The organism is Wenyingzhuangia marina (genome assembly GCF_900130035.1).
In the GTDB taxonomy this organism is placed as follows: Bacteria; Bacteroidota; Bacteroidia; order Flavobacteriales; family Flavobacteriaceae; genus Wenyingzhuangia; species Wenyingzhuangia marina.
Genome location: NZ_FQXQ01000002.1, coordinates 367,201 through 388,468 on the forward strand (window position 1 = coordinate 367,201; position 21,268 = coordinate 388,468).

Annotated in this window: 17 protein-coding genes; 11 read left to right on the forward strand and 6 right to left on the reverse strand. The window is 30.4% G+C overall.

Annotated features, from left to right (window positions below):
* The first annotated feature begins 49 nt into the window (after positions 1 to 49).
* Both BUB70_RS05610 and BUB70_RS05615 read left to right on the forward strand, forming a co-directional pair.
* Positions 50 to 1,579, forward strand: coding sequence for an AsmA family protein (locus BUB70_RS05610; protein WP_073119195.1), 1,530 nt, complete (start codon positions 50 to 52; stop codon positions 1,577 to 1,579).
* Between the two features lie 10 nt (positions 1,580 to 1,589).
* On the forward strand, positions 1,590 to 2,315 hold the full coding sequence (locus BUB70_RS05615) for an NYN domain-containing protein (protein ID WP_073119198.1): 726 nt from the start codon (positions 1,590 to 1,592) through the stop codon (positions 2,313 to 2,315).
* A 34-nt stretch (positions 2,316 to 2,349) separates the two neighbouring features.
* Here the strand turns inward: BUB70_RS05615 and BUB70_RS05620 are convergent, their stop codons facing one another.
* The 3 genes from BUB70_RS05620 to BUB70_RS05630 all read right to left on the reverse strand — a co-directional run bounded on the left by BUB70_RS05620 (position 2,350) and on the right by BUB70_RS05630 (position 4,433).
* A complete protein-coding gene (locus BUB70_RS05620; protein WP_073119200.1) occupies positions 2,350 to 2,772 on the reverse strand; it encodes a hypothetical protein in 423 nt (140 codons plus the stop codon).
* A gap of 340 nt (positions 2,773 to 3,112) precedes the next feature.
* Positions 3,113 to 3,643, reverse strand: coding sequence for a hypothetical protein (locus BUB70_RS05625; RefSeq protein WP_143155251.1), 531 nt, complete (start codon positions 3,641 to 3,643; stop codon positions 3,113 to 3,115).
* Between the two features lie 259 nt (positions 3,644 to 3,902).
* On the reverse strand, positions 3,903 to 4,433 hold the full coding sequence (locus BUB70_RS05630; protein WP_073119204.1) for a hypothetical protein: 531 nt from the start codon (positions 4,431 to 4,433) through the stop codon (positions 3,903 to 3,905).
* A 220-nt stretch (positions 4,434 to 4,653) separates the two neighbouring features.
* On the opposite strand from BUB70_RS05630, the gene BUB70_RS05635 reads away from it, so the two are divergent.
* The 6 genes from BUB70_RS05635 (at position 4,654) to BUB70_RS05660 (ending at position 11,020) form a co-directional block, all read left to right on the forward strand.
* The gene (locus tag BUB70_RS05635) at positions 4,654 to 5,694 is read left to right on the forward strand and encodes an agmatine deiminase family protein (protein ID WP_073119207.1); all 1,041 of its coding nucleotides are present in this window, start codon (positions 4,654 to 4,656) and stop codon (positions 5,692 to 5,694) included.
* Between the two features lie 117 nt (positions 5,695 to 5,811).
* A complete protein-coding gene (locus tag BUB70_RS05640; RefSeq protein WP_073119210.1) occupies positions 5,812 to 6,696 on the forward strand; it encodes a carbon-nitrogen hydrolase in 885 nt (294 codons plus the stop codon).
* 172 nt (positions 6,697 to 6,868) lie between these two features.
* Positions 6,869 to 8,152, forward strand: coding sequence for a chloride channel protein (locus BUB70_RS05645; RefSeq protein ID WP_188351951.1), 1,284 nt, complete (start codon positions 6,869 to 6,871; stop codon positions 8,150 to 8,152).
* Positions 8,153 to 8,278: 126 nt separating this feature from the next.
* Positions 8,279 to 9,478, forward strand: a complete 1,200-nt coding sequence (locus BUB70_RS05650; RefSeq protein WP_073119212.1) for a saccharopine dehydrogenase family protein — start codon at positions 8,279 to 8,281, stop codon at positions 9,476 to 9,478.
* 106 nt (positions 9,479 to 9,584) lie between these two features.
* Positions 9,585 to 10,721 carry a carboxynorspermidine decarboxylase gene (nspC, locus tag BUB70_RS05655; protein WP_073119215.1) on the forward strand — a complete coding sequence of 379 codons (1,137 nt, stop codon included), beginning with the start codon at positions 9,585 to 9,587 and terminating at the stop codon, positions 10,719 to 10,721.
* A 107-nt stretch (positions 10,722 to 10,828) separates the two neighbouring features.
* Positions 10,829 to 11,020: a cold-shock protein gene (locus BUB70_RS05660; protein WP_068826343.1), complete on the forward strand. Its 192-nt coding sequence runs from the start codon at positions 10,829 to 10,831 to the stop codon at positions 11,018 to 11,020.
* 161 nt (positions 11,021 to 11,181) lie between these two features.
* Here BUB70_RS05660 and fucP read toward each other — a convergent pair whose 3' ends face one another.
* Positions 11,182 to 12,489, reverse strand: a complete 1,308-nt coding sequence (gene fucP / locus BUB70_RS05665; RefSeq protein ID WP_073119217.1) for an L-fucose:H+ symporter permease — start codon at positions 12,487 to 12,489, stop codon at positions 11,182 to 11,184.
* 247 nt (positions 12,490 to 12,736) lie between these two features.
* Between fucP and BUB70_RS05670 the strand changes: the two genes are divergently transcribed.
* The gene (locus BUB70_RS05670; RefSeq protein ID WP_143155252.1) at positions 12,737 to 14,842 is read left to right on the forward strand and encodes an alpha-L-fucosidase; all 2,106 of its coding nucleotides are present in this window, start codon (positions 12,737 to 12,739) and stop codon (positions 14,840 to 14,842) included.
* A gap of 285 nt (positions 14,843 to 15,127) precedes the next feature.
* On the opposite strand, the gene BUB70_RS05675 is transcribed toward BUB70_RS05670, so the two are convergent.
* Both BUB70_RS05675 and BUB70_RS05680 read right to left on the reverse strand, forming a co-directional pair.
* Positions 15,128 to 15,844, reverse strand: a complete 717-nt coding sequence (locus tag BUB70_RS05675) for a LytR/AlgR family response regulator transcription factor (protein WP_073119220.1) — start codon at positions 15,842 to 15,844, stop codon at positions 15,128 to 15,130.
* Between the two features lie 57 nt (positions 15,845 to 15,901).
* Positions 15,902 to 16,960, reverse strand: a complete 1,059-nt coding sequence (locus BUB70_RS05680; RefSeq protein ID WP_073119223.1) for a sensor histidine kinase — start codon at positions 16,958 to 16,960, stop codon at positions 15,902 to 15,904.
* Between the two features lie 119 nt (positions 16,961 to 17,079).
* On the opposite strand from BUB70_RS05680, the gene BUB70_RS05685 reads away from it, so the two are divergent.
* Together BUB70_RS05685 and BUB70_RS05690 are read left to right on the forward strand one after the other, a co-directional pair.
* Positions 17,080 to 19,329, forward strand: coding sequence for a GH92 family glycosyl hydrolase (locus BUB70_RS05685; RefSeq protein ID WP_370456746.1), 2,250 nt, complete (start codon positions 17,080 to 17,082; stop codon positions 19,327 to 19,329).
* 38 nt (positions 19,330 to 19,367) lie between these two features.
* Positions 19,368 to 21,245: a sodium:solute symporter family protein gene (locus BUB70_RS05690; RefSeq protein ID WP_073119227.1), complete on the forward strand. Its 1,878-nt coding sequence runs from the start codon at positions 19,368 to 19,370 to the stop codon at positions 21,243 to 21,245.
* The last annotated feature ends 23 nt before the right edge of the window (positions 21,246 to 21,268 follow it).

Consider the following 21,268-nt stretch of genomic DNA (forward strand, 5'->3'; position numbering starts at 1 on the left):
AAACTTTTAACCTCTTTTATTTTATATCTTTAAAGATAAAAAGTTGTTAATGGAAAAGCTGAGATTAAATAACAAAATACAATTCACCATAAAAATTATTGCTAGTGGTGTTTTATTTGTTGTTTTACTCTTAACTATTGTTTCTTATGCAGCAGAAAGTTATATCAAAAACAAAATAAATGATATTAAAGAACTGTCTGTTAAAAATATTCGTGTTGCTTGGCACTGTAATCATCTTTATTTACAAGATGTTATTTATAAAAAAAACGAACATCATGTTAGTGCCAAAGAATTAGAAATCATTAATATTCAATGGTTTTCATTACTTAAAAATAAAACCATTCATTTGAAAGAAATTGTGATAAAAGATGTAGATCTCAATTTATCTAACCCAAACAAAAAAACAAACTCCAAGACTTTAAAAGATTTTGAATTCACTTTTAAAGTAAATCATCTACAAATAAAAAACACCAATATAATTGCAGTAAAAGCACATCAAAAACTTAATATCCAATCAATAAATGCAAGTATAGAAAACTTAGAAATCAGCAAAAACAACCTTAGTATTAATAATATTAAATACACTACATCAAAAGGGAACTATACAAATGTTACTAGTGATTATAAATTTACTTGGGATAAAATATACACCAATCAAAAAACAACAACTATATATAATGCTCATTTAAACCCTCTTATTAGTGATGCTGAATGGAGAAAAAAACATCCTTATAAAAAACCTATTACAGAACTAAAGGTTCCAGAGCTTTCTATTAACAATTTTGATTACAATGCCATTATCCAAAAAAAATCAATCTTTATAAACAAAATACTTCTTAAAGATGCTTTGTTAACGGTTTTGGTTGATGAAAACAAAGATCCTGATCCAAATGCTTATAAACCCTTACTTAATGAGCTGTTATACTCTTCTAAAATTCCAATTAAAATTCAAGAAATCATTTTAGAAAACAATAGAATTGATATTGAAGTCATCAGTAAAAAAACAAAACAAAAAGCTTTAATATTTTTCAATCAAATAAACGCTAACGTATATAATGTTCAAAACATCAAAGAACATAAAATCAACTTAGAACTAAAAGCCTTGGTTTTAAATAAAAATACCATCAATTTAAATATCGATTTTTGGTTAACCCCCAAATTATTTCCATATACCATTAAAGGAAATGTAAGTCCTTTTGATTTTGAACAATTCAATTCTTTCTTATTACTAAACAAAAGAGTACGAATTCGTTCTGGGGAATGCACTCGTTTAGATTTTTCTATATATGGAGACAACAACAAAGCTACAGGAGACATTATTTTAGACTACAAAAATGTAAAAATAGGTTTGTTTGATAATGATGAATATATTGTTGAAAAACTCCCTACCTTTCTAGTAAATCAATTTTTAATAAAACAAAACAATATACCAGATACAAAAAATTATAGAACTGGTAATATGTATTATAAAAGACCCAAAAACAGATCTATGTATCATAGTTGGTGGTACACCTTAAAAAGCGGATTTCAATCCGTAATTTTACCCAATATTATCAACCCAAAAGAACTAGATCATTAAAACAATACTTATGAACATTAAATTAGCCGTTTTAATAGACGGAGATAATATTCCCTCTTCCCCAGTTAAAGAAATGATGGAAGAAATTGCCAAATACGGAAATCCTACCATTAAAAGAATTTACGGAGATTGGACCAAACCACATTTAGGAAAATGGAAAGATTTATTATTGGAAAATGCCATTACACCTATTCAACAATATGCATACACTACAGGTAAAAATGCCACAGATTCTGCCATGATTATTGATGCCATGGATATTTTATATTCAGGAAAGGTTGATGGTTTTTGTTTGGTTTCTAGCGATAGTGATTTTACCAGATTGGCTACCCGATTAAGAGAAGCGGGTATGCAAGTAATTGGAATAGGAGAAAAGAAAACGCCAACACCTTTTATTGTGGCTTGTGATAAATTTATTTACATAGAAGTTTTAAGAAAGGAACAAGATAAAAAGGAAAACAACAAAACTGCAGAAAAAGAAAATATAGATAACATTACTCCTAAACTAATTAAAATGATTAGAGCCACCATTTCTGATGTTTCGGATGATGATGGCTGGGCTTTCTTGGGAGATGTAGGAAGTTTATTGCAAAAAAAGCGTCCTAGTTTTGATGCAAGAAATTATGGCTTTGAAAAACTAACTCCTATGATGGATTCTATTGATGAATTTGAAATTGAACAAAGAGAAACACCTAAAAGCAGACATAAACTTATTTATGTAAAAAATAAAAACTAGTAAAAAAGGGATGACTAAATAATCATCCCTTTTTTTAAAATTTGTAAAACACTCCAAAATACCCACTAAATAACATAGGATTTTTTGTATTGTAATATTCTACTAATCCTCCCCTATATCTATAATTTGATAACAAGACTACTCCAAAATTTTCCTTCATAAAATATTTCAACTCAGCATTTAAAGATGCCGTAAATGAATAATTTTTTTCGCTATTTATAATTCTATGAATAAATCCTGTATCTAGACCTCCTGATAATTCAAACTTATCTAATACAGGCAAGAATTTCTCTATATTTATTTTTCTATTATAGTAAACTCCAGCACTGTTATAACTTAAAGCTTTAAATCGATTTACAAAAAGTCCAACTTCATAAGACTCTCTGCTTCTACCTAACTTTAATACAAGATCTAATTTTCCATTTTTACTTTCTTCATAAGGCCCTTCAATCATCATTTTAGGATCTATTAAAATTTGAAAAATTACTTTTTTTTTGGGCTATTGCTGTTGTCATTACACTAAACAACAAAACAACCATTGTCATAATACTTCTTTTCCTAATCATATTTATTCATCAGCAATTATAAGCTTATCTAAATCAAGCTTTAAGATTTTAAATCCATTAAAAAAGACAACTAATAAATAAAGTATAAGTCTTTTAATTAATACAGTAATTTTTAACCAATGTAGTTTATAAAAACGAATAAAATTATTATTATTTAAATATGTTAATCGTTTAGTTAAGCATATTTGTGTTTTAATCAAAAAAAGATGACTCAGTTCTTATCTTTTTTGATTAAAATTTATAAAACAAACCTACATATCCACTAAACAACATAGGGTTTTTAGTATCATAAAATTCAACCAAGTCTCCTCTATATCTGTAATTTGATAATAAACTAACGCCAAAGTTTTTTTTAACATAATATTTAACCTCTGCATTTAAAGCAGCTGTGAAAGAATAATCTTTTTGGTTTTTTATAATTCTATGAATAAATCCAGTATCTAAACCTGTAGAGAATTCAAATCTATTTAACATCGGTAGTATTTTCTCTACATTTACTTTTTTATTGTAATACGCACCAGCACTTGTATAACTCAAAGCTTTAAATTGTTCTACAAAAAAACCCATTTCATAAGTCTTATTAACCATTCCAGCTTTTATCATTAAATCCAATTCACCACTTTTGCTATCAGCATAAGGCCCCTCAATCATCATTTTTGGGTCTAAATAAAGTTGAACAATTCCATTTTCCTGTGCTATTGATAATCCTGTTATATGAAATATCACATAAACCATTGCGAGTATAATATATCGAGTTCTCATAATAATACATTTTAATCAAATCAACATAACCTTCTGTGCATCAACCATTTTCATACACTAAAATTACACCTATAAACATATGTTTATTATGATAATTATCATAAACCTCAAAAAAACAAAACATAAACTTTTGTAAAATAGCGAATTAGAATAAAACACTGCTGAGTGGCTATAAAATAGAATAAAAACACAATTTTATCTAACCATACTTTAAAGGGTTAGAAATGTTTTCTTAATTTAAAACTAGTAATTATATTGATTAGAAATTATAAAACAAACCAATAAATACACTAAAACGCATAGGTCTTTTGTTTTTATAAGTATAAGCCAGATCGCCTCTATATCTATAATTTGGTAAAACACTTACTCCATACTTCTCTCTAACATAAAATTTTACTTCTGTATTTAAAGCTGCTGTAAAGGAATAGTTTTTTTGATTGCTAATAATTCTATGAACAAAACCAGTGTCTAAACCTGCTGTTAACTCAAACTGTTTTAATGTTGGGAATATTTTATGAATATTCACTATTCTATTAACATAAATCCCTGCACTTGAATATCTCAAAGCTTGAAATTGCTCTGCAAAAACTCCAATTTCATAAGTCTTTTTACTAGCTCCAATTCTTATAATTAAATCCAACTCACCACTATCACTATCTACATAGGGGCCTTCTACCATCATTTTGGGATCAAAGAGAACTTGAACAATTCCTTTATTCTGCGCTACAGTTAACCCTGTTACATAAAACAAAACAAAAAAAATTAATAGCCTAATATTTAAGTATTCCATAAAATAGATTGTATAATTTTAACATAAACACTTTTTTTTCTGCAATTATCACCATTAAATTAAAAAAAAATATCTAATAAATAAAAATTATATTGTTGCCTTAAGAAGGTTTAAGAATCTTTTGAAGAGTAAACTCTAATTGTTTTAAAAGTTTTGCTTTAATTTATTTTGATTTAAAATTCTTGACTTAAATTAGCCAACAATTTAGAGGTTTATTTTTATGTTAACTCAACATTCAAAAGTTCGTTTTCCTGCAGAATGGGAAGCACAAAGTTTTATACAATTTACCTTTCCACACCCAGAGAGTGATTGGGCTTATATGTATACAAAAGTAGTAGCATGTTTTGTAAATATAATTAAGGCTGCATCAGGTTTCCAGCCTGTTTTGGTAGGTTGTTATGATAAAAATATGGTTCAGACATATTTTATTAACAAGACTGAATATCCTATTCATTTTATAGAGATTCCCTCAAATGATACTTGGGCTAGAGATCATGCAGCGATTACTATTTTAGCTGATGAAAAACCTATTTTATTAGATTTTACTTTTAATGGTTGGGGACAAAAATTTGAAGCTACTTTAGACAATCAAATTACCCAAAACTTAAAGACTTCTGTTTTTAAAAACCTAAACATTCAGGTAGAAGATTTTATTTTAGAAGGCGGAGCCATTGAATCAGACGGAGAAGGAACATTATTAACAACCTCAGAATGTTTGTTATCTGAATTCCGTAATCCAAACATGACCAAAGAACAAATTGATGTTTATTTAAAAAACACTTTTGGACTTGAAAAAATATTATGGTTAGACCACGGTTATTTGGCTGGTGATGATACCGATTCTCATATTGATACTCTGGCAAGATTATGTGATAAAAACACCATTGCTTATGTAAAATGTGAGGATAAAAATGATGAGCATTACGAGGCTTTACAAAAAATGGAAGCTCAATTAAAAACATTTACCAATAGTAAAAATGAGCCTTATAAGTTAATTCCTTTACCTTGGCCTAATGCTTGCTTTAATGAGGATGGAGAACGTATTCCTGCTACCTATGCCAATTTTTTAATCGTAAATAACGGAGTATTGGTACCTATCTACAATATCCCTCAAGACCAAGAAGCATTAGATATTATTCAATCTATTTTTCCTGAAAGAAAAGTAATTGGTTTAGATTGTTTACCATTAATTGATCAACATGGTTCTTTGCATTGTATTAGTATGCAATATCCTGAACAAGTAAAATTAAATATTTCTTAATACCTAAAATCTATTGTATATTTAAAATGTCAATTCGAGTAATTTAGAGATACGAAAAATTGTATCGAGAACTCACTCAAATTGATATCTTTTTTATAAAAGTATAACATTCCTATCATGAGTAAATTAAAAGTTGGAATTGTACAACAAACCTGTACAACAGACAAACAAAATAATATTGATAAATCTATTGCAGGCATCAAACAATGTGTAAAAGATGGTGCTGAACTGGTTATTTTACAAGAATTACACACTGGTATATATTTCTGCCAAGCAGAAGAAGTAGATATGTTTGAGTGGGCAGAGCCTATTCCTGGACCTTCATATCATCAATTTGCTGCTATTGCAAAAGAATTAAATATTGTATTGGTTACTTCATTATTCGAAAAAAGAGCTCCTGGAATTTATCATAACACCGCAGTCGTTTTTGAAAAAGATGGAACTGAAGCTGGAAAATACAGAAAAATGCACATTCCTGATGACCCCGCTTATTATGAAAAATTTTATTTTACTCCAGGAGATTTAGGATTCAATCCTATTCAAACTTCTGTGGGAAAATTAGGGGTTTTAATTTGTTGGGATCAATGGTATCCAGAAGCGGCTAGATTAATGGCTATGGCAGGTGCAGAAATGTTAATTTACCCAACTGCTATTGGTTATGAAAGTACAGATACAGATGAAGAAAAAGCAAGACAACGTGGTGCTTGGATGGTTTCCCAAAGAGGTCATGCCGTTGCCAATGGTTTACCCGTCATTGCTGTAAATCGTGTTGGTTTTGAAAAAGATTGGACAAACGTAACCAACGGAATTGAATTTTGGGGAACTAGTTTTGTAGCTGGACCACAAGGAGAAATTGTTTGGGAAGCCAATCAAAAAGAAGAGTTAACAAAAGTGATAGAAATAGACAAAAAACGCACAGAAGACGTAAGACGTATTTGGCCTTTCTTTAGAGACAGACGTATTGATGCCTATGGAGATATTACCAAAAGGTATATTGATTAATTACTGATTCAAAATAATCTTCTGTAAGCTCTGACTGAGTTTGCAGAAGATTGAAAAAAAGTACATATTACCATTAAAATAAATCAATTAGTAGTTACATAAAACCATTATTAAACAAGACTCCTACATTTTTTAATACTGTATTTTTACATTTTTAAAATTCATCTTGATTATGAGGAAAGAAATTATTAGAAAAGGATATTTCAACCTAATCTTAAATACTTTATGGGTAGGGATTTTTGCGACACTATTGGGTTACTCTCTAAAAAATAGTACCGCTTTTTTTGAAGAATCTTTATTAGAAAAAGTACATCATTTACCTATCTTATATTTCTTTCTTCCTTCTGTAGGAATCACCATCATTTATTTTACTAGGAAATATTTATTTAAAGGAAAACAAAACAAAGGAATCAAGGAAATTTTTAATACGCTTGAAAATAGAAAAGATGAACTTCCTTTTTACAAAATTCCCTCACATTATATCAACGGATTTTTAACCGTAGTTTTTGGAGGCTCTACAGGAGTAGAAGTTTCTACAGTAATAGCCACAGCCGCTATAGGAAGTGCTGTTTATAAAAAAGATAAAGTTGCCAATGCTTATAAAACCGAATTAATTTGTGCGGGAGTAGCTGCAGGAGTCACAACATTGTTTGGGAGTCCCATTGCTGGACTGTTATTTGCCATAGAGGTCATTTCCCGAAAAGTAACCAAAACCATTTTTTTAAGTTGTGGAATTTCAATATCCATTGCACAAACATTTATGTATTTTTTTGACAATAACAAATTGTTTGATTTTGAAGTTTTTAATTGGAATTACCAAGCCATACCTTATATGATTTTATTAAGTATTTTAGCGGGTTTACTTGCCGTGTTTTTTACCAAAAGTGTTATTTTCATCAAATCTACCTTTGCCAAAATAAAAAACAACTTTATTCGTGTTAATACTGGGGCGTTATTAGTAGGTACTGCTATTTTTATTTTCCCTGCTTTATACGGAGATAGTTACCATGCCATTCCCGAATTATTATCAACTACAGATTACAAAACCATTTCTATCGGTTTTATGTTATCAATGATATTCATTGTTTTTTTAAAACCATTAGTCGCTTCATTAACCTTGGGTGCAGGTGGAGATGGCGGTGTTTTTGCACCGAGCATTGTAACAGGTGCCATTTTAGGAATTTTTGTAGCTCAATTTTGTAATCATTCTTTTAACACCGAGTTAATTGTTTTAAATTTTGCTTTAATTGGTGCCGCAACCATGTTAAGTGCAGCCATACATGCTCCTTTAACAGCATTGTTTTTAACTTGTAATATTGTAAACAATGGTTTTGCCCTTTTTGTTCCTTTGTTTTTTGGGGTTTTTATTGCTAAATACCTCGCTTTTTACGTGTGCAATTACACCGTATATACTTATGAAAAAGGAAATAAAAAACTATCTATTCAACTGAAGTAATTAGTCATTGAAAATCAATCTCCTAGATAAGTTTTTTTTGATGAAAAAAAACTCCTATTTTTAAACGTAATTTGAAAAAAAAATTACATTTGCCGAAAATTATAAATCAATTTAACAACATTAAAAATGTCTAGAGTTTTAATCATTGGTGCTGGTGGAGTTGGTAGCGTTGTTGCACAAAAGTGTGCTGCTTCTCCCGAAGTTTTTTCTGAAATTATGTTAGCAAGCAGAACAAAATCTAAATGTGATGCGATTGCTGCTTTAATTAAGGATAGAAATATTCAAACCGCACAAGTGGATGCTGATAGCGTACCAGAATTGGTTGCGTTATTTAATGAGTTTAAGCCAGAATTGGTCATCAACGTTGCGTTGCCATATCAGGATTTAACTATTATGGATGCTTGTTTAGAAACAGGTGTAAACTATTTAGATACTGCTAACTATGAGCCTAAAGACGAAGCTAAGTTTGAATATAGCTGGCAATGGGCTTATCAAGATAAATTTAAAGAAAAAGGATTAACCGCTATTTTAGGTTGTGGTTTTGATCCTGGTGTGACTAGTATTTATACTGCATATGCTGCCAAACATCACTTTGATGAAATTCACTATTTAGATATTGTGGATTGTAACGCTGGTGATCACGGTAAAGCATTTGCGACCAACTTTAACCCAGAAATAAACATCCGTGAAGTGATTCAAAAAGGGCGTTACTGGGAAAATGGTCAATGGGTAGAAACAGAACCACATGAAATAAAACAAGCATTGAATTATCCTAATATTGGTCCTAAAAATTCTTATGTTATTTATCATGAGGAACTAGAATCATTGGTTAAAAACTTCCCTACCTTAAAACGTGCTCGTTTTTGGATGACGTTTGGTGATGAATATTTAACACACTTACGTGTCATTCAAAACATTGGTATGGCTAGTATTGAGCCTATTATGTACAAAGGTGTAGAAATTGTTCCTTTACAATTTTTAAAAGAAACTTTACCTAAACCAGAAGAATTAGCTGATGGTTATACAGGTGAAACTTCTATTGGTTGTAGAATTAAAGGAATTAAAGACGGTAAAGAAAAAACGTATTACGTTTGGAACAACTGTAAACACCAAGATGCTTTTGATGATGTATCGTCTCAAGGAGTATCATACACTACAGGAGTACCTGCTATGTTAGGAGCGATGATGTTCTTAACGGGTAAATGGAAAAAACCTGGAGTTTATAACGTGGAAGAATTTAACCCAGATCCTTTTATGGAATTGATTGGTCAATATGGATTGCCTTGGCAAGAAGAGATCAATGGTAATTTGGAAATGAAATATTAACAATATCAAACAAAACTTGGTTGTTTAACTAAGTAACATGTTTACAAAATATAGGTAGTAGGTATTTCTTTTTAAGAACTACTTACTACCTTTTTAATTCTCCATTATGGATTACAGCAAAATACCTTCAACTGCATTTGTGCTAGATGAAAAATTGTTAAGAGACAATTTAAGCTTAATTAAAAATGTGCAAGACCAAGCTGGTATAGAAATTATTCTAGCTTTTAAAGGTTTTGCTATGTGGGGAGCTTTCCCTATTGTTCGCGAATATATCAAAGGAGCAACAGCCAGTTCTTTATACGAAGCTCGTTTGTGTTTTGAAGAAATGAAAACCAAAGCACATACGTATGCTGCTGCTTATGTTCCTGAAGAATTTGAGGAATTAATGAGTTACAGTTCTCATATTGTGTTTAACTCTGTTGCACAATTTCATAAATATTATGAGCAAACACTTACTGCTGGTCATAAAATTTCTTGCGGAATCAGAATCAACCCAGAACAAAGTGATGTGGAAGTAGATTTGTACAATCCGAGTTCTCCTAAATCAAGATTAGGGGTCTTAAAGGATTTTATGCCCGAAACTTTACCTGAAGGGGTTGAAGGTTTGCATTTCCACGTGTTATGTGAATCGGATTCGTATAGTCTAGAAAGAACTTTAGTCGCTTTAGAAAAAAGATTTGGGGAATACTTACATCAAATTAAGTGGATTAATATGGGCGGTGGTCATTTAATGACTCGTAAAGGTTATGACACAGAACACTTAATCAACCTATTAAAAGCATTTAAAGAAAAGTATAACATTCATATTTTGTTAGAACCCGGAAGTGCTTTTGCATGGGAAACAGGAGTTTTAACTTCTACGGTGTTAGATATTGTAGAAAGTCGTGGAGTAAAAACAGCCATGTTAGATGTATCTTTCACCGCACACATGCCAGATACTTTAGAAATGCCTTATAGACCTAAAATTATAGGGGCATCAGATCCTGATGAAAACAGCAAATTTGTGTACCGTTTAGGAGGAACTAGCTGTTTAGCAGGTGATTTTATGGAAAATTATGCCTTTGAAAAAGAGTTAAATATAGGGGATACTATTATTTTTAAAGATATGATTCATTATACCATGGTAAAAACAACTATGTTTAATGGAGTAAAACATCCTGACCTTTGTATTTGGACTCAAAATAACACCTTGAAAACACTACGTAAGTTTAGCTACGAAGATTACAAATCAAGACTATCATAATAACTTATTGACAACCAAATAATTATATTTTAAAATAAAAGTAAGTTTATAGTATTTAATAGCTTAAATAGACTACCTTGCGGCTTTAAAATATATACAATATTATTATGAGTAACGGTACAGTAAAGTTTTTCAACGATTCAAAAGGATTTGGATTTATTACTCCAGACGATGGAGGAAGAGATGTGTTTGTTCACATTAACGGTTTAACAGATGAAATCGCAGAAGGTGACAAAGTTTCTTTTGATGTTGAAGAAGGACGTAAAGGATTAAACGCAGTAAACGTACAAGTTATCTAATTTGATTCCTTTACTATAAAGTTTAACAAAAGCCTATCATTTATTTGATAGGCTTTTCGTTTTTATAGCACCAAATTATTATTTGATAACATAAAAAAACCTACTCCGAAATTCGAAATAGGTTTTTAACAAACTATACGCTAGTTTTAAACTTCTGTTTATCAATCAGCAAGTTCATATTTTTTATTCACTCTTAATCCATACCATGCAATGTAAACAAAACACAACAATGGTAATATAAATGAAATGTTTACTTCTGATACACCTATAATCTTTAGATCCGAAACACCATTCCCTCCTAAATCTATAATCATTCCTTGTACTTTTGGCATTAATGCTCCTCCTACAATAGCCATAATCAATCCAGCCGATCCTACTTTTGATTGCTCCTCAGTTAATCCTCCTAAAGCTATTCCATAAATAGTTGGAAACATTAATGACATACAAAATGAAACTCCTACCAAACTATACAGTCCTACAATTCCTTCTATTAAAATAGTTGATGCTGTAAAAAAAACTCCTAGTACAGCAAAGATCATCAATAGTTTACCTGAACTAATAAACCTTAATAAATAAGTTCCTACTGCTCTACCAATAGTAAAAAGTACAAACGCTGCCATTTGATAGTATCCTGCGGTTACACTATCAATCCCTATTGCTTCGGAATATTGATAAATATAGGTCCAACACATAATTAAACATCCAGTATGAAAAATTTGAGCCAACACCCCCAACACATATTTTTTGTTTTTTGACAAAGCCTTAAAAGTATCTCCCATTTTTGGCATCACTCCCTCGTCTTTAGACTGAGGCATTTTGTTTACTACAAACAATACAAACACACCTATTAACACCAATCCTAAAATTACATAAGGATTTCTTATCACCAATAAATCTGACGTTTTTATTTGTATTTTAGAAAACTCATCTAATGCGCTAAAATTATCAACATCATCACTTTGTAAGTTTTTTAAAACGAACTGTTGAGCCACAAACAAACCTGCTATCAACCCCAAAGGATTAAAGGCTTGAGCTAAATTTAAACGTTGTGTAGCTGTTTCTTTAGGTCCCATAGCCAATGCATAAGGATTTGCAGCTGTTTCTAAAAAAGCCAAACCAAAAGTTAATATATACAAACCCAAACAGAAAAACCAAAATTGTTCGGTAATGGCAGCTGGATAAAACAACAAAGCTCCTACAGCATACAATCCTAAACCTATTAAAATCCCTACTTTATATGAATATTTTCTCATAAACATGGCTGCTGGTAAAGCCATACAAAAATAACCTCCATAAAAAGCCATTTGAACCCAAGCGGCTTGAGAGTTAGACAACTCTAATACTTTTTTAAATGCCTGTACCATAGGATCAGTTACGGCATTGGCAAATCCCCATAAAGCAAACAATGAAGTCACTAAAATGAATGGAACCAGCATATTTTTAGGTACCAATGGTGTTTTTTGCTGCATACTTATTTTTTATATTTAATTTTTACGAATTATGAAATTAAACAATACAAAAAAAAATGATATTGTTTTTTCGACGAAGGATAAAACTAAGAATATAAACGATGAAAAAAAATCTATTTTTAATATAAATTTTAACGAACAAAACTTCAAACAGACTTTAAAAATAGTCATCTGTCGAAATAGTATTGTGTAATGATTTTTAATTATGATATTAGCTTTTATTAGCTATCTACATATAAAATTTATCATGAAAAACCACATCAAAACAATAACACTATACGTTTCGTGCTTATTTATTTTAATCAGTTGTACAGAAACTGTTGCTCCTCCTACAGCCATTAACCCTACTCCATCAGAAAAACAATTAAAATGGCACGACATGCAGTTTTATGCATTTACTCATTTTTCGTTAAACACCTTTACTAATAAAGAATGGGGATATGGAGATGAATCTCCAACACTTTTTAACCCAACAGCATTAGATACTAGACAATGGGCTAGAATTGTAAAAGATGCGGGAATGAAAGGTATTATTATTACAGCAAAGCATCATGATGGTTTTTGTTTATGGCCATCAGCATATACAGAACGATCTGTTAAAAACTCTCCTTGGAAAAATGGTCAAGGAGATGTAGTAAAAGAGTTGGCAGAAGCCTGCAAAGAATACGGATTAAAATTAGGAATCTATCTTTCACCATGGGACAGAAATCATCCTGAATACGGAAAACCGGGTTACATTACTTATTTCAGAAATCAACTAAAAGAATTATTAACCAATTATGGTGATGTTTTTGAAATTTGGTTTGATGGTGCCAATGGTGGTGATGGATATTATGGAGGTGCTAATGAAATGAGAAAAATCAACACCTTAGAATATTACAACTGGGAAGAAACCTATAAAATGATTTATGATATTTCTCCTAACACACTTACTTGGGGAGTTGGTCCTTCAGAAGCGAGATGGATTGGTAACGAAGAAGGTAGAGCAGGAAAAACCAATTGGGCACCACTTCGTCAAAAAGATGAATTGGCAGGAAAAGTTCATTATACAGAATTTATGTCTGGACACATAGATGGTGAAAAATGGGTACCTGGAGAAGCAGATGTTTCTACAAGACCAGGATGGTTTTATCACGAAGTAGAAGATGACAAAGTGAGACCTATAGAGGAAATGGTTGATATTTATTATGAATCTATTGGTAGAAATGCCAATCTTTTATTAAACATACCTATAGATAAAAGAGGTCTTGTTAATGAACATGATGAAGCTAGATTAAAAGAATTAACCGCTATTATTAAAGCTGACTTTAAAACTGAATTACTTGTTAATAGTGAAGTGTCAGCTACAAATGTTCGTGGTAACAATAAAGTTTACGCTGCAAGTAATGTAATTAACAATCAAAAAAATAGTTATTGGGCAACCGATGATGATATTAATTCTGCTTCTATTACTTTTGAATTTAAAGAGCCTACCAATGTTAACAGGTTACTTTTACAAGAGTATGTTAAACTAGGTCAACGTGTTAAAACTTTTAATGTAGAGGTAAATATTAACGGAACTTGGAAAACAGTTGCTAATGAAACTACTATTGGTTACAAAAGAATTCTTAGATTTCCACGTGTAAAAGCAAATGCCATCAGAGTAAATATTACAGATGCTAAAGGATGTTTAGTAATCTCTACTATAAAAGCTTATAGTGCTCCAACGCTAGTAAAATCACCAATAATAGAACGTAATAAAAATGGTGTAATCAAATTAAGCGCAGAACAGAACAACAATATATTTTATACGCTAGATGGTACAACTCCAACACCTAATAGTACGTTATACAAAAAACCTTTTAAATATACTGAGGCTGTAAAAATAAAAGCTATTGCACTAAATACCCAAGAGAATATTACCAGCGCTGTTACTACATCTAACTATGGTAAATCAAAAGAAAAATGGGGAATTGTTTCTGCTACTAGTGGTGATCTAAAAACTGCTGAAAAAGTGATTGATGGAAACCCAAGAACTATCTGGGGACTAGGAAATAACGAACACAAACTTCCTCAGGAAATTATTATTGACATGGGTAGCCAATTAACTATTAATGGTTTTACTTATTTTCCTCAACAAGTGGGTAATAATTTATATTTAATTTCTAAATACGAATTTTACACAAGTACCAATAAAACAAAATGGACAAAACAATCAGCAGGAGAGTTTTCTAATATCAAAAACAATCCTATAGAACAAATAAAAACCTTTAAAAGCTGTAAGGCAAGATACTTGAAATTTATCGCCACGGCAGCTATTGGAAATTCAAACAGTGTTTCTATTGGAGAAATTGGTGTGCTAGAAAACAAATAAAATCTAACATTGGCTCTTTAGAGCTTTAAAATGGTTACTAGTCGAATTTACAATGTATTTTCCTTTATAATCTAGTAATTTTATTTAAAACTATGAGTGTATGTTTTTCATACTCATAGTTTTAAATAAAAGTTTGCATTTTTTGTTGTCTTTGTATAGAGGCTGTAAAAGCACAAAACAAGAGACACTATCAAGATATTGATATGATTAATTTCGTATTAGTTTGAGTTTTATTAAGTTAAGTTTTTGGTGGTTATCAGGAGTGGTAACCACCTTTTTTATGAACTATATTGAAGAGTTTAATATTTTTTGTTTTGCTTCTTCTAAATACGACCTTCCTATTACATATCGTAATCCTTCTATTTCTATACTATTTCCTTCAACAGCATCAATTTTATCAATGGCTACTGTATAAGATCTATGTATTCTTATAAAATCTCTAGAGGGTAATAAATTAGTAAAATCTGTTAAAGTACTATGAACAATGTACCTACCAGAAATAGTGTTTATTTTTAAATAATCTTTTAAACTCTCTATAACCAAAATTTCATCTAAAAATATTTTCTTCATTTTTTTCTTATCTATTTTAACAAATAAATAAGGTCTCTCTTTAGTATTTTCTGAAGTTGAAGATTTAGTGGTATCATCTAACCTTCTTTCTATTTTGTTTAAAGATTTCATAAACCTAGGGAACTCAATAGGTTTAACCAAATAATCCAAAACATCTAACTCATAGGTTTCAATAGCAAATTCATCATAAGCACTTGTAATAACCAATAAAGGAGGTTCTTCTAAACTTTTTATAAAATTAATACCATCAAGAACAGGCATATTTATGTCTAAAAAAATAACATCAACAGTATTATTTTTTAAAAAATTTAAACCATCTATTGCATTACCAAAAGTTTTAACTATTTCAAAATTTTCCATTTTGCCTAAATAGTTCTCTATAATGTTAATGGCTAGTGGCTCATCATCAATGATCAAACATTTTATCTTCATATGCTTCTATTCTGTTTTTGATGCTTTTAATACATTCAAAAATTCTATTATAAAATTTTAACCTACTTTGATTTTAAGCTTAACAATAAATTTATTTTTTTTACTCTTAAGTTTTAAATCATAATCATTTTTATGATATCCTAATTCTAGCCTTTTTTTAACATTTTCTAATCCTATACCGCTAGACTGTTTTAAATTATCTTTATGTACAGTTACAATAGGCATTGGATTGGTAATTGAAAAATACAGAAAATCATCAACAATTTTAAATTTAATGTTAATTTTAACGTTTCCAATATTTTTATTTGCTCCGTGCTTAAATGCATTTTCAACAAAGGTTAACAAGAGTATTGGAGCAATTTCTTTATCGCGAATATCGCCAGAAATATCTACATTAACCTCTAAAGCTTCACTATGTCTTACCCTTTCTAAATCTAAGTAATTTTGAATACAAAGAATTTCGTTTTCTAATGATTGTCTCGGATTTCTTGTTTCATATAGCAAATAACGCATTAACTCCGATAGCTTCAAAATAATTCTAGGTGTTTTTTTAGATTGAACAACTGCTAAAGAATATATATTGTTAAGTGTATTGAAGAAAAAATGTGGAGAAATTTGATTTTTTAAAAACAGTAACTCTGTTTGCAACTGAACTTTTTCTAAATCTGAAACTCTTCGATGTTCTTTTAAAAAATCTAATGTAATTTTTATGGCTGCCACAAATGCAACTACATACAACTCCCCTATCATCATATCTATAGTGTAGTTAAGTGATAAAGTATCTATAGGTTTTGGTCCTTCTGGCCAAACATTATGACTTATTAATAGATAGGTTAAATTAAATTTAATCATTACCATTATAAAAATGGCCGTAATTACAGAGACTACATACAAAAAGTATTTTTTCCTGTATATTAAAAAAGGCATTAACACAAATATATTTAGGTAACACAAAGTCATGTGTATAGGAAACCCTAATAAATTTGTTTTTAAAGAATATACATAATCATTAAAATAACTACCCCAACGGAATGTGTTAAATAAAAAATAGATAATCCAAAATATAACATGGTAATGCCAAGGAATTCTATAAACTTTAATATCGTCTGTATTCATGGGGAAGGGTAGCTTAATTAATTGTATTTTTTGGTGTTTAGGGATGTAAATGTGTCATCCGTCTAAATTACTTTTATAAAACGTAAAATTAATGAAAATTTATACTTAAATAATGATAAATCACTATGAAGAACTTTAAATTATCTATTTTATTATTGGTTATTGTAATTAGTTGTAAAAACAACACAACTAACAACATTACTGATAAACAAACATTTACAGATAAAGTAAATCCTTTTATTGGAACTGGTGGTCATGGACATACTTATCCTGGAGCAACTGTTCCTTTTGGTATGCTACAAGTAAGCCCTGACAATGGAATTTCTAGCTGGGACTGGTGTTCTGGTTATCATTATACAGATTCTATTGTTGTTGGTTTTAGTCATTTACATCTTAGTGGAACTGGAATTGGAGATTTGGCTGATATTTTATTAATGCCTACCAACAAAAAAATAGATTTAACTATTGATACAAAAAATAGAGATTCTATTCCTTATAAATCTACATACAGTCACAACAACGAAACTTCTAAACCAGGATATTATCAAATGTTTCTGGAAACTCCAAAGATTAACGTAGAATTAACATCATCATTAAGAACCGCTTACCATAAATATACTTTTACTAAAAATGATGAGCAGTCAGTCGTGTTAGATTTAGGTTTTGCTATTAATTGGGATACTGCTCTAGAAACTCAAATCAACATAGAAAATGAGTATACTATTAGTGGTTATCGTTTTAGTAAGGGATGGGCTAAAAATCAAAAAGTATTTTTTATAGCAGAATTCTCTAAGCCTATTTCTCATTATAATTTGGTAGCTAATAAAGAAATCGTTGACGGAACTAGCGTAAAGGCTGAAAAAACAAAATCACAATTATTTTTTAATTCAGAAAATAGTGATGAATTGTTAGTTAAAGTAGCCGTATCATCAGTAAGTATTGACAATGCTAAAGAAAATTTAGATACAGATTTAAATTTTGAAAACACAAAATATAAAGCAAATACTACCTGGGAAACAGCATTAGCTAACATACAAGTTGAAACTCCAATAGATTCTCTTAAAACTATTTTTTACACAGCTTTATATCATACACAATTAGCTCCTGTAACTTTTAGTGACCAAAACGGTCAATTTAGAAAAGAAAATGATGTTATAGAAACCGCTAATAATTATACAGCCTACTCTACTTTATCTCTTTGGGATACTTTTAGAGCAGAAAACCCATTATTATCTATTATAGCTCCTAATAAAACTTCGGATATCATCAACTCAATGTTGGCCTATTACGAAACCCATAAAATTTTACCCGTTTGGACATTGTATGCTAATGAAACCAATACCATGACAGGATATCATTCTATTCCAGTTATTGTAAATGCCTATAAAAATGGAATCAAAGGATTTGATATCGAAAAAGCTTACGAAGCGATGAAAACAACCATGATGCAAGATGAACGTGGTTTAAATTATTACAAAGAGTACGGATACATTCCTTATGAATTGTTAGATGAATCTGTAACCATTACACTTGAATATGCATACGATGATTGGTGTGTGGCACAAATAGCTAAAGATTTAGGGAAAATGAAAGATTATGAGTTTTTCTTAAATCGTTCTAAAGCATATGAATATTTATTTGATGCCAAAACTGGATTCATGAGAGGAAAATCTAAAGATGGAAAATCATGGAACGAACCTTTTGACCCTAAACATTCTAACCATAGAGAACATACAGATTATACTGAAGGAAATGCTTGGCAACACAGCTGGTTTGTACCTCATAATGTAAACAACTTTATTTCACTACATGGTGGAAATAAAAACTTTACCAAAAGATTAGAGCAATTATTTACCGAAAGCTCAGAAATTACAGGAAATAATATCTCTGCTGATATCTCTGGATTGATTGGTCAATATGCGCATGGAAACGAACCTAGTCATCATATTGCTTACATGTTTAATCATGCCAATCAACCTTGGAGAACTCAATATTGGGTACGTCATATTTTAGATACCCAATACAATACTACTCCGAATGGATTAAGTGGAAATGAAGACTGTGGTCAAATGTCTGCTTGGTATGTGTTTAGCTCTATTGGTTTATACCCTATGAATCCTGCCTCTGGTGATTACGAAATTGGAAGTCCAATTTTTGAAAAATCTACCATCAAACTTTCTAATGATAAAACCTTTGTTATCAAAGCAGAAAATGTTTCAGATAAAAATATTTACATCCAATCTGCAACCCTAAACAACCAAGAATTTAACAGTACTTCTATTTCTCATCAACAAATTATGCAAGGAGGAACCTTAGAGTTTGTCATGGGACCAAAACCTAATAAAACTTGGGGAACTGTTAACAAATAACCCCCTAAAGAAATCATCAACACAAAACTATACTAAGCATGCACATTATTGATTTAACAATTATCATATCATACATCCTATTAACCGTTGGGGTGGGAATATGGATTTCTAAAAAAGCCTCAAAAGGATTAGATAGTTATTTTCTAGGGGGGAAATCTATCAAATGGTACTATTTGGGTTTAAGCAATGGTTCTGGAATGTTTGATATTTCTGGTACAACTTGGATGGTAGGAATCTTGTTTTTGTATGGAGTAAAAAGTTTTATGTTTATGTGGCTTTGGCCTATCTGGAATCAGATTTTTGTAATGATGTTTTTGGCCATTTGGATAAGAAGATCTAAAGTGATGACAGGTTCTGAATGGATTTTAACTCGTTTTGGAAACGATAGATCGGGAAGAGCATCACACATTATTGTTGCCATTTTTGCTATTGTTTCTGCAATCGGATTCATCGCGTACTTTTTTGAAGGAATTGGTAAGTTTATGACGGTTATTTTACCATGGGACTTAACCATTCTTATGGGAGATAGTACTTTCTTAAAATCGGAGCAAACTTATGCCTTAATTATTATTCTTTTAACTACCATTTATACTATTAAAGGTGGAATGTTTTCTGTAGTAGCTACAGAAGTTTTACAATACGGAATTATGGTTGTTGCTGGTTTATTGGTAGCTGGTTATACACTTATTTACTACACAGATATTCAAATTAACAGCATTATTTCAGAAGAATGGAAAAATATTTTCTTTGGTTGGGAATTAGATACACATTGGAGTAACAAATACAGTGCCTTTAACAATTTAATAGATTCCGAAGGATATAAAATGTTTGGAGCCTTGGTAGGAATGTCTCTATTTAAAGGATTTTTTGCCAGTGTTGCAGGTCCAACCCCTAGTTACGATTTACAAAGAATTCTTTCTACCAAATCCGTAAAAGAAGCTGCGTACATGAGTGGTTTTACCAACTTAATTTTATTCATTCCTAGATATTTATTAATTGGTGGAATTGTTGTTATTGCCTTAGTTACCTTGGCACCTCAAATGAATGCTAATCCATCATTAAGTGGAAATGATTTAGAATTAATATTACCAACAATCATAAACTTCCATGTTCCTGTCGGGATCAAAGGATTGTTATTAGCGGGTCTATTAGCTGCTTTTATGTCCACCTTTTCAGCTTTTGTAAATGCGGGACCTGCTTACATAGTAAATGATATTTATAAAAAATACTTTAAACCAGAAGCTACTAGCGAACATTACATTAAAGTAAGTCACATTGCCTCTTTTATCGTAGTTGGTTTAGGAGTTTTCATGGGGTTCTTTGCCAATTCAATCAACTCTTTAACCTTATGGATTACTAGTGCATTATTTGGTGGTTATGTAGCAGCAAACTTTTTAAAATGGGTTTGGTGGCGTTTTAATGGATGGGGATATTTTGGAGGTATGCTAGCAGGATTAATAGTTGCTTCTTTACAGTTTATCTTAGACCAAAACAAAGGAAGTTTTGCTGAAGGAACTTTATTATATGATTTAACTGAATTGCAAGCCATTTACCTATTCCCTATCATATTTTCATTCTCAATTTTAGGATGTTTAATAGGTACCTTTTTAACAAAACCAACAGATATTAATGTGTTAAAATCTTTTTACACCAATGTAAGACCTTGGGGTTGGTGGAAACCTGTTTATAAACAATTAAAAAGTGAAGATACTAGTTTTGAAAAAAACAAAGATTTTGCAAAAGATATGTTTAATTGTACAGTTGGAATTATTTGGCAATCTAGTATGATTGTCCTTCCTATCTTCCTTTTGATTAGAGATTATCCTAAAACTTTCGTTTCTCTTGCTGTATTTATAGTAACCAGTATTATATTAAAATACACTTGGTTAGACGGAGTTAGAAAAATAGAAGACTAAAAAATCAACAAAATAAATTAATA

Coding starts and splice junctions, on each gene's coding strand:
- BUB70_RS05610 (WP_073119195.1), top strand. CDS start 50: ATGGAAAAGCTGAGATTAAATAACAAAATACAATTCACCATAAAAATT.
- BUB70_RS05615 (WP_073119198.1), top strand. CDS start 1,590: ATGAACATTAAATTAGCCGTTTTAATAGACGGAGATAATATTCCCTCT.
- BUB70_RS05620 (WP_073119200.1), bottom strand. CDS start 2,772: ATGATGATTGAAGGGCCTTATGAAGAAAGTAAAAATGGAAAATTAGAT.
- BUB70_RS05625 (WP_143155251.1), bottom strand. CDS start 3,643: ATGAGAACTCGATATATTATACTCGCAATGGTTTATGTGATATTTCAT.
- BUB70_RS05630 (WP_073119204.1), bottom strand. CDS start 4,433: ATGGAATACTTAAATATTAGGCTATTAATTTTTTTTGTTTTGTTTTAT.
- BUB70_RS05635 (WP_073119207.1), top strand. CDS start 4,654: ATGTTAACTCAACATTCAAAAGTTCGTTTTCCTGCAGAATGGGAAGCA.
- BUB70_RS05640 (WP_073119210.1), top strand. CDS start 5,812: ATGAGTAAATTAAAAGTTGGAATTGTACAACAAACCTGTACAACAGAC.
- BUB70_RS05645 (WP_188351951.1), top strand. CDS start 6,869: ATGAGGAAAGAAATTATTAGAAAAGGATATTTCAACCTAATCTTAAAT.
- BUB70_RS05650 (WP_073119212.1), top strand. CDS start 8,279: ATGTCTAGAGTTTTAATCATTGGTGCTGGTGGAGTTGGTAGCGTTGTT.
- nspC (WP_073119215.1), top strand. CDS start 9,585: ATGGATTACAGCAAAATACCTTCAACTGCATTTGTGCTAGATGAAAAA.
- BUB70_RS05660 (WP_068826343.1), top strand. CDS start 10,829: ATGAGTAACGGTACAGTAAAGTTTTTCAACGATTCAAAAGGATTTGGA.
- fucP (WP_073119217.1), bottom strand. CDS start 12,489: ATGCAGCAAAAAACACCATTGGTACCTAAAAATATGCTGGTTCCATTC.
- BUB70_RS05670 (WP_143155252.1), top strand. CDS start 12,737: ATGAAAAACCACATCAAAACAATAACACTATACGTTTCGTGCTTATTT.
- BUB70_RS05675 (WP_073119220.1), bottom strand. CDS start 15,844: ATGAAGATAAAATGTTTGATCATTGATGATGAGCCACTAGCCATTAAC.
- BUB70_RS05680 (WP_073119223.1), bottom strand. CDS start 16,960: ATGAATACAGACGATATTAAAGTTTATAGAATTCCTTGGCATTACCAT.
- BUB70_RS05690 (WP_073119227.1), top strand. CDS start 19,368: ATGCACATTATTGATTTAACAATTATCATATCATACATCCTATTAACC.